16 protein-coding genes are annotated in these 17,041 nt (G+C 71.8%); 8 read left to right on the top strand and 8 right to left on the bottom strand.

Annotation, left to right across the window (positions count from 1 at the left end):
- Positions 1 to 53 precede the first annotated feature (53 nt).
- On the bottom strand, positions 54 to 824 hold the full coding sequence (locus ACWD3E_RS02565) for an SCO2525 family SAM-dependent methyltransferase (RefSeq protein ID WP_451385692.1): 771 nt from the start codon (positions 822 to 824) through the stop codon (positions 54 to 56).
- Positions 825 to 1,063: 239 nt separating this feature from the next.
- On the opposite strand from ACWD3E_RS02565, the gene ACWD3E_RS02560 reads away from it, so the two are divergent.
- Complete coding sequence (locus ACWD3E_RS02560) at positions 1,064 to 1,525, top strand: N-acetyltransferase family protein (protein WP_451354533.1); 462 nt, start codon at positions 1,064 to 1,066, stop codon at positions 1,523 to 1,525.
- Here the strand turns inward: ACWD3E_RS02560 and ACWD3E_RS02555 are convergent, their stop codons facing one another.
- The 3 genes from ACWD3E_RS02555 to ACWD3E_RS02545 form a co-directional block, all read right to left on the bottom strand.
- Positions 1,526 to 2,737: a sialidase family protein gene (locus ACWD3E_RS02555; protein WP_451385691.1), complete on the bottom strand. Its 1,212-nt coding sequence runs from the start codon at positions 2,735 to 2,737 to the stop codon at positions 1,526 to 1,528.
- 94 nt (positions 2,738 to 2,831) lie between these two features.
- Positions 2,832 to 3,515, bottom strand: coding sequence for an ABC transporter ATP-binding protein (locus ACWD3E_RS02550; RefSeq protein ID WP_451385690.1), 684 nt, complete (start codon positions 3,513 to 3,515; stop codon positions 2,832 to 2,834).
- Positions 3,512 to 4,600, bottom strand: a complete 1,089-nt coding sequence (locus ACWD3E_RS02545; RefSeq protein WP_451385689.1) for an ABC transporter permease — start codon at positions 4,598 to 4,600, stop codon at positions 3,512 to 3,514. The genes ACWD3E_RS02550 and ACWD3E_RS02545 overlap by 4 nt, the downstream gene beginning before the upstream one ends.
- 171 nt (positions 4,601 to 4,771) lie before the next feature.
- Here ACWD3E_RS02545 and ACWD3E_RS02540 point away from each other — a divergent pair, with 171 nt between their 5' ends.
- Together ACWD3E_RS02540 and ACWD3E_RS02535 are read left to right on the top strand one after the other, a co-directional pair.
- Complete coding sequence (locus tag ACWD3E_RS02540; RefSeq protein WP_451385688.1) at positions 4,772 to 6,100, top strand: sensor histidine kinase; 1,329 nt, start codon at positions 4,772 to 4,774, stop codon at positions 6,098 to 6,100.
- Positions 6,097 to 6,732: a response regulator gene (locus ACWD3E_RS02535; protein ID WP_451385687.1), complete on the top strand. Its 636-nt coding sequence runs from the start codon at positions 6,097 to 6,099 to the stop codon at positions 6,730 to 6,732. The genes ACWD3E_RS02540 and ACWD3E_RS02535 overlap by 4 nt, the downstream gene beginning before the upstream one ends.
- A gap of 27 nt (positions 6,733 to 6,759) precedes the next feature.
- Here ACWD3E_RS02535 and ACWD3E_RS02530 read toward each other — a convergent pair whose 3' ends face one another.
- Both ACWD3E_RS02530 and leuA read right to left on the bottom strand, forming a co-directional pair.
- Positions 6,760 to 7,455 (bottom strand): TerB family tellurite resistance protein, encoded by a 696-nt coding sequence (locus ACWD3E_RS02530; RefSeq protein WP_451385686.1) that lies wholly within the window; start codon positions 7,453 to 7,455, stop codon positions 6,760 to 6,762.
- Between the two features lie 205 nt (positions 7,456 to 7,660).
- Positions 7,661 to 9,382, bottom strand: coding sequence for a 2-isopropylmalate synthase (gene leuA / locus ACWD3E_RS02525; RefSeq protein ID WP_451385685.1), 1,722 nt, complete (start codon positions 9,380 to 9,382; stop codon positions 7,661 to 7,663).
- A gap of 361 nt (positions 9,383 to 9,743) precedes the next feature.
- On the opposite strand from leuA, the gene ACWD3E_RS02520 reads away from it, so the two are divergent.
- Genes ACWD3E_RS02520 through ACWD3E_RS02505 form a run of 4 tightly spaced genes read left to right on the top strand, consistent with a single transcriptional unit; the run spans position 9,744 to position 13,730 of the window.
- On the top strand, positions 9,744 to 10,811 hold the full coding sequence (locus tag ACWD3E_RS02520; protein WP_451385684.1) for a M4 family metallopeptidase: 1,068 nt from the start codon (positions 9,744 to 9,746) through the stop codon (positions 10,809 to 10,811).
- Between the two features lie 21 nt (positions 10,812 to 10,832).
- Positions 10,833 to 11,099 carry a protealysin inhibitor emfourin gene (locus ACWD3E_RS02515; protein WP_451385683.1) on the top strand — a complete coding sequence of 89 codons (267 nt, stop codon included), beginning with the start codon at positions 10,833 to 10,835 and terminating at the stop codon, positions 11,097 to 11,099.
- Positions 11,100 to 11,157: 58 nt separating this feature from the next.
- Entirely contained in the window at positions 11,158 to 12,471 is a 1,314-nt protein-coding gene (locus ACWD3E_RS02510) for a GH1 family beta-glucosidase (protein ID WP_451385682.1), read from the top strand.
- Positions 12,468 to 13,730 (top strand): MFS transporter, encoded by a 1,263-nt coding sequence (locus ACWD3E_RS02505; RefSeq protein ID WP_451385681.1) that lies wholly within the window; start codon positions 12,468 to 12,470, stop codon positions 13,728 to 13,730. Before ACWD3E_RS02510 ends, ACWD3E_RS02505 begins: the two co-directional genes overlap by 4 nt.
- A 19-nt stretch (positions 13,731 to 13,749) precedes the next feature.
- Here the strand turns inward: ACWD3E_RS02505 and ACWD3E_RS02500 are convergent, their stop codons facing one another.
- The gene (locus tag ACWD3E_RS02500) at positions 13,750 to 14,604 is read right to left on the bottom strand and encodes an NAD-dependent epimerase/dehydratase family protein (RefSeq protein WP_451385680.1); all 855 of its coding nucleotides are present in this window, start codon (positions 14,602 to 14,604) and stop codon (positions 13,750 to 13,752) included.
- A 139-nt stretch (positions 14,605 to 14,743) separates the two neighbouring features.
- Here ACWD3E_RS02500 and ACWD3E_RS02495 point away from each other — a divergent pair, with 139 nt between their 5' ends.
- On the top strand, positions 14,744 to 15,592 hold the full coding sequence (locus ACWD3E_RS02495; RefSeq protein WP_451385679.1) for a helix-turn-helix transcriptional regulator: 849 nt from the start codon (positions 14,744 to 14,746) through the stop codon (positions 15,590 to 15,592).
- Between the two features lie 432 nt (positions 15,593 to 16,024).
- Here ACWD3E_RS02495 and era read toward each other — a convergent pair whose 3' ends face one another.
- Positions 16,025 to 16,978: a GTPase Era gene (gene era / locus ACWD3E_RS02490; protein WP_451385678.1), complete on the bottom strand. Its 954-nt coding sequence runs from the start codon at positions 16,976 to 16,978 to the stop codon at positions 16,025 to 16,027.
- Positions 16,979 to 17,041: the final 63 nt, after the last annotated feature.

Here is a 17,041-nt window from a genome sequence, read left to right as displayed (position 1 = left end):
CATGCCCCTCACACAGGTATGTCACCCGGACGGCGAATTGGTATGAACATTTCTCAGGCGCCCCGGTGGCCACAGGCGACGATCATTCCCGTGTACCCCTCGCGCAGCAGGCCCCCGGGCTTGCCGAGACGATGGATCTCGATTTTCGACGCGTATTTGCCGAGAGTGTCCCGGACTTCCTGCTCGTCGATGTCGAGCGCGGGGAAATTGCTCTCCCCCACCCAGTAGCCCCGGGAGTGCTCCATGAAGGCGGCGGCGAACGGAGCCTCCCGCTCCAGGGCGTTCATGAAACAGCCGATGCCGCGCCGGAACTCCTCCAGCGAGGTGGTGATCGACTCGGCGACGAAGAACATGGTGCCCATCGCCCAGCGCTCGTCGCTCCCAGAGAGGTCGAAGAGGTTGCCGGGCCGGGGGCGGACCCTCTGCGCGAAGCATGCCCGGGGGTCCGCGCAGCGCCGACCGTAGGCCTCGTCCCGGCGCAGGACGCCCCAGAACTTGTCCCACTGACGCGCGTAGGAATCGCGCTGACCGTTGAGGTACGCCACGTTCGCCGGCGAGCGCTCCAGGAGCGTGATCTTGTCGCACCAGGGGAGCATGCTGAGGGCGGGGTAGAGGTTGGGCCCTGCTCCGACGTCGATACCGGAAGCCACACCACCGGAAGCGCCGAAATGGCCGCTGAAATGATCGCGAACGATGCCGATGATCGCCTCGTCATCGGGATGCAGGACGAGGTAATTGTGCTTGATGTACTCCTGGGGATCGAAATCCTCCCAGGCGACATCATCGTTCAGCTTCTCCGCGCCGATCGGCGATCCCGAGGTCATTAACGCAGGGTAGCAGAGCAGTCGCACAGTGAACCCGCGCCACGCAGGATTCACCGGAGATGATCATTGAATTACGCCGCACGAACGTACACTTTCGGCCGCCCGACACACTTAACCACAATTGGCCCGAATCTCTCCTTGAACGGCCAGAATCAGTGGATCACGATGGGCGGAGCCGCGCCGATCGCGGGTTGAGCGATCAAATGCATACCGTCACATCAATATGCGTGGGGGACGGAATGATTCCTCTTCCCGGGGACCAGCGGATCAGAAAGATCGTGGAGTCCGACCTGCCCGAGGTGCTGCGCCTCGATCAGGAGGCGTTCCCGGAGGGGCCGTATCCGTACTTCGCCCTGCGCCAGTTCCATGACGCCCTCGGGGACCATCTGCTCGTCGTGGACGGCGGCGACGGGCTGCGCGGCTATGTACTCGCCACCCCGCCGCACCGCGCCCGCAGCTGGATACTGAGCCTGATCGTCGGCCACGAACTGCGCCGCAACGGCGTGGGCCGCGCGCTCATGACCGAGATGCTCCAGCAGCTGCGCAAGGAGGGCGCGAGCGAGGTCCTGCTCACCGTGGACCCAGCCAACGAATCCGCCGTGACGCTCTACCGCCACCTGGGTTTCGCGCCCTGGGGCCTCCCCCAGGAGGACTACTTCGGCCCAGGAGAACCGCGGCTGCGCATGCGCCTGGCATGGTGATCAGGTCCGGGGCAGGCGCACCCGGCGGAACGCGATCGTCTCGTACGGCCCCGCCGTCCCCGTCTCGTAGAGGAGCCCGACCGTGGTGGGGCCCAGCTGGACCAGGTCGGAGTAGGCGGCCCGCCGGTCCGACACGGTGAGCAGCCTGGTGAAGGTGTGGCCCGCGTCCGAGCTGGACCACAGGGCCATGGCGCGGCGCGCCGTCGGCACGGAGGGGGCCGAGAACAGCAGCGGGGCCACGGGGCCCCGCAGTTGCAGCACGCTGCCCTCGACCACCGGGACGTCGTTCAGCGTGGGCTGGACGGCGTAGGGCCGGTCGAGGGTCGTGCCGCCGTCGCTGCTGTAGGTGTCCAGGCGGTTGCCGCGGGCCGTGCCCCCCTGGTCGCGGGCGTTGAAGTACAGGCGGCCGTCGGGTAGTTGGGCGGCGCTGGTCTCGTTGACGTTGGTCACGCCGTCGTGGGTGTCGGTCACGCAGCCGAGCCGCCAGGTGCGGCCGCTGTCGTCGCTGTACAGGGCCTGGCCGCCGTGGTGGCCGGGCTCGTGGCCGGTGTCCGGGGAGCCCGGGGGCGGGGCGGTGGAGTGGTCGGCGGGGACCAGGAGGCGGCTGGGGGTCCCCCCTCTGGGGGAGTGCGGGCCCCGGGTCAGGGCGACGGCGTGGCCGGGGCCGGTGGCGTACCAGCGCCAGCCGGGGCGCTTCACCTCGGCCGTGATCTCCCTCGGGGGTGTGAAGCGGCGGCCGTCGTCACCGCTGCGCTGCACGAACACCCGGCGGCTCTGCCCGGGACCGACCTCGCCACGCATGATCTGCGCCTCCGTGACGGTCCCGCCGTTGTACGAGGTGACGAGGACGACGTCGCCGGTGCGCGGGTCGACGACGGGCGCCGGGTTGCCCCGGGTGTCCCCCTTCCCCGCGGCCACCACCCCGAGCGGGCCCCAGGTGCAGCCGCCGTCGGTGGAGCGGCGCAGGACGACGTCGATGTCACCGCTGTCGCCCCAGCCGTCGCGCCGGCCTTCGGCGAAGGCGAGGACCGTGCCGCGCCGGGTGACGACGGTGGCGGGGATGCGGTAGGCGGTGTAGCCGCCCGCGCCCGACACGTACGGCACCGAGGCCGTGCAGTCGCCGGTCGCGTGGACCGGCCGGCCGGCCGTGAGTGAGGCGAGCGGGGTGAGCAGGGCGAGGCCGGTGAGGAGAGCACGGCTGGGCGGGGTCATCCGCTCATGTTCTCCGCAACCGTCCGCCCCGACGCGCAGCCCACGCCCGAGCCGGTACTGCGGCCCGCTTCCCGGGGCCGGTCAGCGGGGCCGGTCAGCGGGCCGTCGCGGAGAGGCGCAGGCGTCCGTCATGGACTTCGGCGATCCGGTCGACGGCAGTCAGATGGGTGCGGTCGTGGGTGACCAGCACGGTGGCGGTGGCCCGCTCGTGGGTGAGGCGGGTGATCAGGTCGACGACGGCGGCACCGCGTTCGTGGTCGAGGGCGCTGGTGGGTTCGTCGACCAGGAGGAGGGTGGGGTCGTTCATCAGGGCCCGGGCGATGCCGACCCGCTGGCGCTGGCCGCCGGAGAGCTGGTGGGGACGCCGTCCGGCCTGGGCCGCGAGGCCCACGGCGTCGAGCAGTTCCAGGGCCCGGCCACGGGCCTTGGCCGGTGAGCGCCCGTCGATCGAGGCCATCAGCTGGAGCTGCTCGGCCGCGGTGAGGGAGGGCAGCAGATGGGGCTGCTGGAAGACGATGCCGATCTTGTGGCGGCGCAGTTCGGTCAGTTCCCCGCGGCTCATGCCGGCCGTGGTGACGCCGTCGACGGTGACGGTGCCGGCGTCGGGGGTGACGAGGGTGGCGGCGACGGCGAGGAGGCTGGACTTGCCGGAGCCGGAGGGGCCGGCCACGGCGGTCAGCGTGCCCTTGGGCACCTCCAGGGTGACCTGGTCGAGGGCGGTCAGGCGGCCTTCGCCGTCGGGGTAGGTGAGGGTGATGTCGGACAGGTGCAGGCTCATCGGGCGCTCCCCAGAGCGGTCAGCGGGTCCACGGAGGTGATGCGGCGGACGGACAGGGCGGCCCCGAGCGTGCCGAGCAGGATCATCACGGCGGCGGGGACGAGGACGGTGGTGGGGGTGAGGAGGAACGGCACCGCGTCCGACACGACGGTGGCGCCGAGAACGGCGGCGATGCCGGTGCCGAGGAGGGTGCCGGCGGCGAGCAGGACGGCGGCCTGGCCGAGGGCGTCCCTGAGCAGGTGCGCGGTGGAGGCGCCGAGCGCCTTGAGGACGGCGATGTCACCGCCGCGCTGGATGGTCCAGACGGTGAAGAAGGCGCCGACGACGAGGGCGGAGATGGCGAACAGGAAGCCGCGCATCAGCTGGAGGGAGCCGTTCTCGGAGGTGTAGGAGCCGATCGCGGACAGCGATTCGGCCTTGGTGACGGTCTTCGTGCCGATGCTCCGGTCGGCGGCCGTGACATCGGCGCCGGCGGTGGTGTCCAGGGCGATCACGGTCGCGGTCGGACCGTCGCCGGTCCCACTGGGCGGTGCCGCCTGCCGCCAGGCGGTGAGGCTGGTCCAGATCACGGGGGTGTGGCTGAAGGAGGCGTCCCCCTGTACGGCTGCCACCGTCAGTTTCCGGCCGCCCAGGGTGAAGGTGTCGCCCGGCTTGACGCCCAGGTCCTCGGCGGCCGTGGTGGACAGCACCGCCGTACGCCCGTGGATCGTGCCGCCGTCGGGGGCCAGGCGGGAGCCGGGCTGGACGCCGAAGGCGGAGACCGCGGTGGACCGGGCGCCCGCGGTGGCCTTGGTGGTGGTGATCCCGAGCGGTTCGGCGCGGGTGACTCCGGGCACCCTGGCCCACTGTTCCCACTGCCTGGCGGCGACGGTGGAGTTGGAGTACGACAGGCTCTGCTGCCCGTCGGGCGCGGCGAAGGCGATCCTGTCGACGGGCAGGCCGGTGATCGCGGAGATGTTCTGCCGGCCCAGACCGGCGGTCAGTCCGGACAGCAGCCCGACCAGCAGGGTGATCAGTGTGATGACGGTTCCCATCAGGGCGAACCGGCCCTTGGCGAAGCTCAGATCTCTCCAGGCGACAAACACGGCTTCGGCTGCTCTCTGCGGTGGTGGATGCGGTGTGCCTCCACCGTCGCCGCCCGCACCCCGCCCGGGCATCTGGCGGCGGAGGGCACTTCGCGGATCGAACGGCGGCGCCCGGATTGCAACTTTCGGCAGAGGCCGGGGCGCGGACCGTTTCCTTACCCTGGAAGGACCGTGAACACCGCCGCTCCCACCCTGACCCCGACCACGCGGGCCCTGTCCTGGTGCCTGCACCTGCTGGTCGTCGGCCTCCTCGCGCTGGCCGCCGTACGGGCCGTGACCGGCCCTGGGCCGCATTCCGCGCCGACCGTCGCCGTGGCCGCGGTGTGCGGGCTCGTGTACGCGGCAGGCCCGCTCGTGCCCCGGATCCGGGGCGACCGGCGGAACGCCGCCTGGTGGCTGGCTGCCGTCGGCGCGGTGTGGCTGGTGCTGCTGGCGCTGTCCGCCGACGGGGTGTGGGTCGCCTTCCCGCTGTACTTCCTCCAGCTCCATCTGCTGCCGCGCCGGGCCGGACTGGCCGCCGTGGCCGCGACCGCGCTCGCGGCGATCACGGCATACGCCGCCCATCAGGGCTCCTTCAGCGCGGCGATGGCGATCGGCCCGGCGCTCGGAGCCGCCGTCGCGGTCGCGGTGGTGTGGGGCTACCAGGCGCTGTACCGGGAGAGCGAACAGCGCCGGCGCCTGATCGAGGAACTCACCGCCACCCGCGCGGACCTGGTCGAGGCCCAGCACACCGCGGGTGTGCTGGCCGAACGCGAGCGCCTGGCCCGCGAGATCCACGACACGCTCGCCCAGGGTCTGTCCAGCATCCAGCTGCTGCTGCGCGCCGCCGAACGGACCCTGCCCGCCGCCCCGGAGAACGCCGCACGCTACGTCGGCCAGGCCCGCCAGGCCGCGGTCGACAATCTCGCCGAGGCTCGCCGCTTCGTCGCCGCCCTCTCCCCGCCCGCCCTGGAAGGCAGCACCCTGGTGGACGCGCTGGAGCGCCTGTGCGCCACCACGGGCACCCGGCACCGGCTCACCGCCCGCTTCCGTCTCAGCGGTGATCCGGTTCCCCTGCCGACCGCCCACGAGGTCGCCCTGCTGCGCATCGCCCAGTCCGCACTGGCCAACACCGTCCGCCACGCGCGGGCCGGCGCCGTGGAAGTCACGCTCGGCCATCTCCGCGACCAGGTCACCCTTGCCGTCGTCGACGACGGCGTCGGGTTCGACCCCGGCCGTCTGCCCGCGCCGGACCCCGAGACGGGCGGCTTCGGCCTGGCCGCCATGCACGCCCGCATCCGGGCCCTCGGCGGCACGCTGACCATCGAGTCCGCCCCCGGCCACGGCACCGCCCTGACCGCCCGGCTCCCGCTGACCCCGGCCACCGGGACCGGGACCCGGCCCACCGGGACCGGGATCCGGCCGGCCGAGGGCGAGACCGAGCCCGCCGAGAGCCGGACCCCGCCGACCCCGCATGCCAAGACCGCGCCCCCGCCCGCCGAGACCGAGGCCCGCCCGTGACCGACAACCCCGTCCGCCTCCTTCTCGCCGACGACCACCCCGTGGTGCGGGCCGGGCTGCGAGCCGTTCTGGAGACCGAACCCGGGCTCGTCGTGGTGGCCGAGGCCGCCACCGCCGAGGACGCCGTCGCCCGCGCCGCCGCGGGCGACATCGACGTCGTGCTGATGGACCTGCAGTTCGGCAAGGGGATGGGCGGCGCCGAGGCCACCGCCGCGATCACCGCCCGGCCGGGCGCCCCCCGGGTCGTGATCGTCACCACCTACGACTCCGACGCCGACACCCTCCCGGCCATCGAAGCCGGCGCCACCGGCTATCTCCTCAAGGACGCCCCTCCGGAGGAACTGGCCGCCGCCGTGCGCACGGCGGCCACCGGGCGCACCACCCTGGCGCCCGCGGTCGCGGACCGGCTCATGAACCGGCTGCGCGCTCCCGGCACCTCACTGACCCGGCGGGAGACCGAAGTCCTCGCCCTGGTCGCCGAGGGTCTGTCCAACCAGGCCGTCGCCCGGCGGCTCCACCTCACCGAAGGCACCGTCAAGTCCCATCTGGCCCGCGTCTACGCCAAGCTCGGCGTCGACTCACGCACCGCCGCCGTCGCCGCCGCCACCGACCTCGGTCTCATCCGCCGCTGACGGCCCCCGATCGCCGCGGCCCCCCGGTCAGGAGGGCGTACGGGCGGCGGCGAGCAGCCGGCTGACGTCGTCGGAGCAGATGGTGAGCGCCGCGCCGATGGTGGTGAGGACTTCGCGTTCGGCGGGCGTGTAGGGGCCGTCGGCCAGCGCGATCCGGGCGGCCTGGAGCAGCAGGGACTCGCGTCCGGGGGTGGCCAGGTGCGGGGCGAGCGGGTCCAGGGCCTCGTGCAGCTCTATGGCGAGGCTGGAGCCGCAGGGCCCGCCGAGGACCCGTCCGGTGTCGGCGGCCACGGCCTCGACCAGGGCGGCCAGCTGTTCCTCGGTGCACCCGTCGAAGCCGGCCGCGCGGACCGCTCCGGCGGCGGTCTCCAGGGCCGTACGGGAGCAGGTGCCGCCCGCGGCGAGCACGGCGAGGGCGACGGTGTGCACGGCGTCGCGGAGCATCGCGGCGAAGCGGCGGGTGGTGGGGTGGTCGAGGACGTCGGTGCCGAAGTGGTGGCGGCAGGCCGCGCACTCCACGACCGGTCCGGTCGTCCCGCGCGGCAGCACGGGCATCCCGAAGAGGGTGACGCGGCGGCGGCCGGTGAGCCGCTGGTAGTTGCGGTCCCCGCCGCAGCCGGGGCAGAAGAACTCGCCGTCCCCGACCGGTGTCCACGCGGTGCCGATGCCCAGGATGCGCACAGCCCTGGCGGCGCGGTCTTCTCGTCCCCGTACTGGCAGCACGTCGCACCTCCGTAACCGCGCGGCAACATCGCAGCGCTTGCGTGATGTTAGCCACATCACGGAGGTTCAGTCAGTACCCCGTAAGAGACCTTTCCGTGACCTGCTGGGCGCGCTGGCCGAGAAGCGACGAGCAGCGAACGGGCCCCGGCCGCCGCAAGCAGCGGCCGGGGCCCCGAAATGCCCGGTCAGGAGCGGGTCACCGCCGTCAGCGGGCCGCGCGGTTCACCGCGGAGACGACCGCCTTCAGCGACGCACGCGTCGTGTTCGCGTCGATGCCGATCCCCCACAGAACCTTGCCGTCGATCGCGCATTCGATGTAGGAGGCGGCCTGCGCGGAGGCGCCCTCGCTCATCGTGTGCTCCTGGTAGTCCAGCAGGCGTACGTCCAGGCCAATGGACTCCAGGGCGTCGAAGAACGCCGAGATCGGACCGTTGCCGGAGCCGGACAGGACGGTGTCCTCGCCGTCGACCGTGGCCTCGACGGTCAGCGTGTCGACGCCGTCCGTGTCGGTGGTCGACTGGCCGGTCTTCACCTGGATACGGCCCCAGGGGTTGTCCGGGTTCGGCAGGTACTCGTCCTGGAAGACCGCCCAGATCTCCTTCGGCGTGATCTCGCCGCCATCGGCGTCCGTCTTCGCCTGGATGAGCTTCGAGAACTCGATCTGCATGCGGCGCGGCAGGTCCAGCTTGTGGTCGTTCTTCAGGACGTAGGAGATACCGCCCTTGCCGGACTGCGAGTTGACGCGGATGACGGCCTCGTAGGAGCGGCCGACGTCCTTCGGGTCGATCGGCAGGTACGGGACCGCCCACTCGATGTCGTCGACGGTGACGCCCTTGGCCTTCGCCTCGGCCTCCATGGCGTCGAAGCCCTTCTTGATGGCGTCCTGGTGGGAGCCGGAGAAGGACGTGTAGACCAGGTCGCCCACGTACGGGTGGCGCGGGTGGACCTCCATCTGGTTGCAGTACTCCCACGTACGGCGGATCTCGTCGATGTCGGAGAAGTCGATCTGCGGGTCGACGCCCTGGGAGAACAGGTTCATGCCCAGGGTGACCAGGTCGACGTTGCCGGTGCGCTCGCCCTGCCCGAACAGGCAGCCCTCGACGCGGTCGGCGCCGGCCATCACGGCCAGCTCGGCCGCGGCCACGGCCGTACCGCGGTCGTTGTGCGGGTGGACGGACAGGCAGACGTACTCGCGGCGGGAGAGGTTGCGGTGCATCCACTCGAAGCGGTCCGCGTGCGTGGACGGGGTCGAACGCTCCACGGTGGCGGGCAGGTTGAGGATGATCTCGCGGCCCGGGCCCGGCTGGTAGACGTCCATGACCGCCTCGCAGACCTCCAGTGCGAAGTCCAGCTCGGTGTCGGTGAAGATCTCCGGGCTGTACTGGTAGCCGAAGTCGGTCTCGGGGCCCAGCAGCTTCTCGGCGTACTCCATCACCAGGCGGGTGCCGTCGACGGCGATCTGCTTGATGTCGTCCTTGGAGCCGCGGAAGACGACCCGGCGGAAGACCGGGGCGGTGGCGTTGTACAGGTGGACGGTGGCCCGGCGGGCGCCCTTCAGGGACTCCACCGTCCGCTCGATCAGGTCCTCGCGGGCCTGGGTCAGCACGGAGATGGTCACGTCCTCGGGGATCGCGCCCTCTTCCTCGATGATCGAGCGCACGAAGTCGAAGTCGGTCTGGCCGGAGGCGGGGAAGCCGACCTCGATCTCCTTGTAGCCCATCTTGACCAGCTGGTCGAACATCCGGCGCTTGCGCTCGGGCGACATCGGGTCGATCAGGGCCTGGTTGCCGTCACGCAGGTCGGTGGAGAGCCAGCGGGGGGCGACGGTGACGCGTTGCTCCGGCCAGGTGCGGTCCGGGATGTCGACCTGCTCGTAGCGGCCGTACTTGTGGATCGGCATGGAACTGGGCTGCTGGCGGTTCGCCATGATTGCGTGGGCTCCTCGAGAAGACCGCGGGTCCGCGGGTCCGGTGGACGGCCGACGACGCAACGCCAGAGCTCCGCGGGGAGGGAGTCGGCCTTTGACTACAGGCCCTCGCCGCGGCAGCTAAGAAGAAGCAGCCCGAAACGCATGATGCTGCGCAGCCTAGCCGAGCCGCGCCGGGTGCGCGGGCCTGTATCAGTATGCGGAACCGGGTCGGAAAATAGGACAAAAAGTGCGCCATGCCACTCGCCGGTCGCCGCCCACTACCACTCCGCGACACAGAGTGATGACGAATGTCCGTGTATTTCACCAATCAAGGTCGCTAGTAGTGACATCGACATCACTCAGTGCAAGGGTTCCGGGCATGACGACCAACGGGGGCTTCGAGCCCGTCTTCTGCACGATCGTCCCACCGCACATCCTCGACCACCTCGCGCGGCACGACGACGTCTCCCTCGCCCAGCGCGCGCTCCAGACCCTGGAGCACGACTCCGCACAGCGCACCCGCCGCCGCGTGACCGCGGTCCGCACCGCGGCCACCCTCGCCGCCGCGGCGCCCGACACCAGCAGCCCGAACCGCACGATCTACGACGCCCACCACCGGACCACCCTGCCCGGCAAGAAGGTCCGCGCGGAGGGCCACGACCCGGTCCAGGACGGCTCCGTCAACCGCGCCTACGCGGGCCTGGGCGCCACCTTCGAGCTGTACCTGAAGGCCTACCAGCGCGACTCCATCGACGGCAGCGGACTGCCGCTGAACGCGAGCGTGCACTACGGCGAGAACTACGACAACGCCTTCTGGGACGGCCGGCAGATGGTCTTCGGGGACGGCGACGGCGAGATCTTCGTCGACTTCACCACCTCCGTCGACGTCATCGGCCACGAGCTCACCCACGGGGTCACGCAGTACACCGCGAACCTGGAGTACTACGGCCAGTCCGGCGCCCTGAACGAGTCGGTCTCCGACGTCTTCGGCTCCCTGATCAAGCAGTACTCGCTCGGCCAGACGGCCGACCAGGCCGACTGGCTGATCGGCGAGGGCCTGCTCGCCCCGGCCGTCCACGGCACCGCGCTGCGCTCGATGAAGGCCCCGGGCACGGCGTACGACGACCCCAACCTCGGCAAGGACCCGCAGCCCGCGAGGATGGACGACTACGTCCACACCAGCCGCGACAACGGCGGCGTGCACATCAACTCCGGCATCCCGAACCACGCCTTCTACCTGACCGCCACGGCCCTCGCCGGGCACGCCTGGGAGAAGGCCGGGCAGATCTGGTACGACGTCCTCACCGGCGGCGAGCTGGGATCGGACGCGGACTTCGCGGCCTTCGCCACGCTGACGGTGAAGGCGGCCCGGGAGCGGTACGGCGCCGGGGACGAGCTGCAGGCCGTGCAGAAGGCCTGGGAGCAGGTCGGGGTGCCGTCGGCGTAGTTCCGTACTAGACATGGACCCATGCGGATTCAGGTGAGGCGCACGGGTGGTTTCGCGGGCATCGAACGCTTTGCCGAGGTGGACACCTCGGGGCGCGCCGATGCGGACGAGTGGCAGGCCCTGGCCGGGCAGGCGGTCGCCGACGGCCGGGGCACGCCGCCCGTGGGAGTACCGGACGGCTTCAACTACGAGATCACCGTGGACGGGCACACGGTGTACTGCGCGGACCCGCGGCTGACCGACGAGCAGCGCAAGCTGATCTCGCGGGTGCTGAAGGAAGGCGCGTAACCACCTTTTCCTGCGCGGGCGTTGACTTCCGTTACCGCCGGTAAGGATGATCCCGCGCATGGCGACTGATGCAGGCAATCCGATCCCCCGCTTCCCGGCCGGCTTCCTGTGGGGCGTCTCGACCTCGGCGCACCAGATCGAGGGCGCCGTCGGCGAACGTGAGGCGTCCGTGTGGGACGCGTTCACGGCCGGGCCGGGGCGGGTGAAGGACGGCTCGACGGCGGCGGTGACCTGCGACCACTACCACCGCTACCCGCAGGACGTGGCCCTCCTCGCCGACCTCGGCGTGGACGCCTACCGCTTCTCGATCTCCTGGCCCCGGGTGAACTCCCCCGGCGGCCTCGACTTCTACGACCGCCTGGTGGACGAGCTGTGCGCGGCGGGCGTACGGCCTGTGCCCACCCTCTACCACTGGGACCTGCCGGCCGCGCTGGACTGGCTGGACCGGGACACCGCGGCCCGGTTCGCCGCGTACGTGTCGGTGGTGGCCGAGCGGCTGGGCGACCGCGTACACAAGTGGATCACGCTCAACGAACCCGCCGAACACACCCTGCTGGGGCACGCGCTGGGCGTCCACGCGCCCGGCAAACAGCTCCTGTTCGACGCCCTCCCCGTCGCCCACCACCAGCTCCTCGCCCACGGTCTGGCCGTACGGGCCCTGCGCGCGGCCGGGGCGACGGACATCGGCGTCGCCAACTCGCACGGCCCGACCTGGGCCGCCTCGAAGGAACAGGCCGACGTGGAGGCGGCGGACTTCTACGACGTCCTGCTGAACCGGATGTTCGCCGAGCCGATCCTCCTGGGCGCGTACCCGGAGGGCATCGGGGAGCTGATGCCGGGCGATGTGGCCGCGGATCTGCTGGTCATCGCCGAGCCGGTCGACTTCTACGGCGTCAACTACTACGCACCGACCAGGGTGGGCGCCCCGCAGGGTACGGAGACCGAGTTCGGCGGGATCACCATGCCGGCCGAACTCCCCTTCTCCGTCCAGGAGATCGAGGGGCGCCCGGTCACCGACTTCGGCTGGCCCATCGTCCCGGAGGGGCTGACCGAGCTGCTGACCGGCTTCCGCGACCGCTACGGCGACCGGCTCCCGCCGATCGTCATCACCGAGAACGGCTGCTCGTACGAGGGCATCGACGACCAGGACCGCATCGCCTACCTGGACGCCCACATCCGCGCCCTGCACGCGGCCTCGCAGGCGGGTGTGGACGTGCGCGGCTACTTCGTCTGGTCCCTGATGGACAACTGGGAGTGGGCGGAGGGCTACGCCCGCCGCTTCGGCCTCGTGCACGTCGACTACGCGACCCAGCAGCGCACCCCGAAGGCCTCCTACCACTGGTTCCGGGACGTGCTGCGGGCGCAGAGATGACCACGACCCGCCCGCCGGACCCGGCCCTCGCCCTCGCCGAGCCCGTCGAACCGGTCGGCCGGGGCTGGACGGCGGCCCTGTCGCTGGCCAACGGGGCGATATGGGTGGGCTGGTTCGGGCCGCTGCAGATCCTGCTCGCCTCGCAGGCCAAGGACTTCGCGCCCGGCTCCGGGATGTCGAAGGAGACGATGCTGGCCTGGGTGACGGGGGTCGGCGCGGTGGTGTCGCTGGTGGCGAACCCGGTCTTCGGCGCGCTGTCCGACCGCACGACCTCCCGCCGGGGCCGCCGTACGCCGTGGATCGTGGCCGGCACGGCGGGCGGCGCGCTGTCGCTGCTGCTGCTCGCGGGCGCGGGCGGGGTGTGGACGATGGCGGCGGGCTGGTGCCTGGTCCAGCTGACGCTGAACGCGGCCTTCGCGGCGGTGACGGCGGCGGTGCCGGACCGCGTGCCGCGGCTCCAACGGGGCGCGGTGGGCGGCTGGCTGGGGGCGGCACAGATCCTCGGGGTGGTCGGCGGGACGGGGCTTGCGACCGCGGCGGGCGGGGTCGGGGCCGGGTACGTCGCGTGCGCGGTGTTCACGGCGGTGGGCGTGCTGCCGTACGTCCTGCGCCACGAGGACCTGCGGCTGCCGCCCGAGGCACGTGCGCCCTGGTCCTGGCGGGGCTTTCTCGCGGGCTTCTGGCTGAGCCCGCGCCGCTACCCGGACCTGGGCTGGGCGTGGCTGACCCGGTTCCTGATCAACCTGAGCAACTCGCTCGTCCTGCTGTACCTCCTCTACTACCTGCGGGACCGCGTCCACTACCACGACCCCGACCAGGGTGTGCTGATCCTGACGGCGGTGAACGGGCTGACGCTGCTCGCGACGGTCGTCGTCGGGGGCGTCTGGTCGGACCGGGTGGGCCGGCGCAAGCCGTTCGTGCTGTGGTCGGGTGCGCTGATGGCGGTGGCGACGGCGGCTCTGTCGGGGTGGCAGACCTGGCCGGGCGCGATCGTGGCGGCGGCGGTCCTCGGCATCGGCTTCGGCGTGTTCACGTCGGTCGACTTCGCGCTGATGACGGACGTCCTGCCGAAGGCCGGGGACCGGGGCAAGGACCTCGGCGTCATCAACGTGGCCAACGCCCTGCCCCAGGTCGCGGCACCCGCCCTGGCCGCACCGATCGTCACCTACCTGGGCGGCTACCGGGTGCTGTACCTGGTGGCTGCGGTGATCGGGCTGGCGGGGGCGGGGCTGGTGGGCCGGATCCGGGGAGTGGACTGAGGCGTGGCCGCAGGTGGGGTCAGAGGGCTCCGGCGTCCCGGGCGGTCCAGATCGTGGGGTACTGCGGGTGGAAGCCCAGCTCGCGCCGGATGCGGTCGGTGGAGACGACGCCGTGCCAGGGGTCCTCGTCCACGCGGGTGTGGGCCTCCGCCGGGAGGTCGGCGCCGAGAAGTCGGTGGACGTCCAGGGCGGTGACGGGGGCGTCGTCGGCGATGTTGTAGACGCGGCCGTCGGCACCGGGGGCGTACAGCAGACGCATGAGTCCCTGGGCGACGTCGGCCACGTGGACCAGGTGGAAGCGCTTGGCGGCGGGCCAGTGTGCGAGCCAGCGCAGGGACTGGGCGAGGTGCGGGTCGCCCTCGCCGTAGACGAAGGCGAGGCGGCCGACGCGCACGTCGAGGCCGTCGAGCGCCAGCAACTGCCGCTCGGCCTCGGCCTTCGACTCCGGGTAGGCGCCCCACAGCGGCCCGCCCGGGACGCTCGCGTCGTCCTCCTCGTGCGGGCGGGCACGCCCCTCGCCGTAGACGAGGTTGGTGCTGACCTGCACGAAACGCCGCACACCGGAGGCCACGGCGGCTCGCCCCAGCTCCACGGCGGCGTCACGGTTCACGGCCCGCATCTCCTCGTCCGGCACGCCCCGGAAGGCGGCGGCGATGTTGACCACGGCGTCGGCTCCGGCGAGCGCCTTGCCGAGGGCCTCGCTGTCGCGGAGGTCACCGACGACGACCTGTGCGCCGAGGTCGGCGAGGGCGGCCCCGCGGCTCTCGTCCCGCACCAGGATGCGCACCTGCTCTCCGGGGCGGGCCTGCGCCAGCAGGCGGGTGACGAACGCGCGGCCGACCTGGCCGGTGGTGCCGGTGACGAGTGTCAGCATGATCTGCTCCTCGGGGTGATCTGCTCTGCCGGGTGGATGCATTCAGCTTCGGCGCGAACCGGGCCTGGCGGGAGAGACCTCCCGATCAGGGGATTGGCACTCCCTGGATAAGCCGGACGGGCTCCTTCACTCTTGAGGCGTGAACCGAGCCGAACTCGCCGACTTCCTGCGCCGTGGCCGCGCCCGCCTGGAACCCTCCGACGTGGGCCTCACGGCGGGCGCCCGCCGCCGTACGCCCGGGCTGCGCCGGGAGGAGGTGGCGTCCCTGGCCGGCATGTCCGCCGACTACTACACACGCCTGGAGCAGTCCCGGGGCCCCCGCCCCTCCCGCCAGATGCTGACGGCCCTGGCGCGGGCGCTGCGCCTGACCGACGACCAGCGCGACCACCTGTTCCACCTGGCGGGCGAGGAGCCACCGCGCCGTACGGCGGCGTCGGGGCATGTCGGCCCCGGGCTGCTCCTGGTCCTGGACCGGCTGCACGACACTCCCGCACAGGTGGTGACGGACTGCGGGGACGTGCTGGCCCAGAACGCGCTGGCGAGGGCGCTGACGGGCGACGCGTCCGCCCGCCCGCCGCGGGACCGCAACCTGGTCCGCCGCTACTTCCTGGACCCGACCGCCCGCGAGCTGTTCCCGCCGGAGGACCGGGCGGAGCACGCCCGGCAGCACGTGGCGAACCTGCGGGCGGTGGCGGCGGCCCGCCCCACGGACCCGGAACCGGCGGCGCTGGTGGCCGAACTGCGGGCAGCGAGCGAGGAGTTCACCCGCCTCTGGGACGAGCACGAGGTGGCGGTGCGCCGCGCGTCGACGAAACGCTTCCAGCACCCGCTGGTCGGTCTCCTGGAGCTGGACTGCGAGGTCCTCCTCAACGACGCCCAGCACCACCTGCTCATCATCCACACGGCCCGCCCGGGCACGGAGTCCCACGAACGGCTCCAACTGCTGCGCGTGGTGGGCCTCCAGGACCTGTCACCGAGCCGGCCCTGACCGCACGGACTCCTCCGCCGGCTCCGGGGTGTCCCCGCCTGGCGGCGGCTGATGGTCCCAGCCGACCGAGACCGGCGGGCGGGCATTACCAGCCAACCGAGTCGGGTCGGCGGGTGGGAAACGGGGTCCGGGGGCGGAGCCCCTGGCGGGGTCCGGGGCAGAGCCCCAGTGCCTCAGAAGCCCAGCCTGCGCAGCTGCTTCGGGTCTCGCTGCCAGTCCTTCGCGACCTTGACGTGGAGGTCCAGGCTGCATCGATGTGCGGCTACCGCCGCGCGGCCGGCGTCCCCAGCAGCGCCTCGATGTGCCCGCTGGACCAGATCCCGCCCGCTCCCCCGACCGAGACCCGAAACACACGCCATGGGTCCCGCGGCGAAACCCCGCGTCGGCAAGTCTCCAGCGGACCGAGACGGGCCGGCCGGTGGGAAAGAGGACTCAGAAGCCCAGCCTGCGCAGCTGCTTCGGGTCCCGCTGCCAGTCCTTCGCGACCTTGACGTGGAGGTCCAGGAACACCGGCGTACCCAGCAGCGCTTCGATGTGCTTGCGGGACTTGATGCCGACCTCCTTCAGCCGCTTGCCCTTGGGGCCGATGATGATGCCCTTCTGGCTGGGCCGTTCGATGTAGACGTTGGCATGGATGTCCAGCAACGGCCGGTCCGCCGGACGGTCCTCGCGCGGGAGCATCTCCTCCACGACCACCGCGATGGAGTGCGGCAGCTCGTCGCGCACACCCTCCAGCGCCGCCTCGCGGATGAGTTCCGCGATCATGACCTGCTCGGGCTCGTCCGTGAGGTCACCCTCGGGGTAGAGGGCCGGGCCCTCCGGCAGCAGCGGGACGATCAGGTCGGCCAGCAGGCCCACCTGCTTGTCGCCGACCGCCGACACCGGCACGATCTGAGCCCACTCGAAGCCCAGCTCCTTGCCCAGCTGGTCGATCGCGATCAGCTGCTCGGCGAGGGTCTTGGAGTCGACCAGGTCGGTCTTGGTGACGATGGCGACCTTCGGGGTCTTCCGGATCCCGGCCAGCTCCTTGGCGATGAAGCGGTCGCCGGGGCCGAGCTTCTCGTTCGCGGGAAGGCAGAAGCCGATCACGTCGACCTCGGCCCACGTCGTCCGTACGACGTCGTTGAGCCGCTCGCCGAGCAGGGTGCGCGGCTTGTGGAGCCCCGGGGTGTCCACCAGGATCAGCTGGGCGTCGGACCGGTGCACGATGCCGCGCACCGTGTGCCGCGTCGTCTGCGGCTGGTTCGCGGTGATCGCCACCTTCTGCCCGACCAGAGCGTTCGTGAGGGTGGACTTGCCCGCGTTGGGACGGCCCACGAAGCAGGCGAAGCCGGCGCGGTGGGCGGTCTCGGCCGGCTGCTCGGATGACTGGGTGCGAACGCTCATGCCGTTCATTGTCCCTGATCCACGAGGCCCGGCCGCACCGTGAGGATTTGTAACCCTCAGGCA

This window comes from Streptomyces sp. NPDC002676, assembly GCF_053592455.1.
Note: the sequence above shows the minus strand (reverse complement) of the source record. Positions and strands in the feature narration are given on the sequence as shown.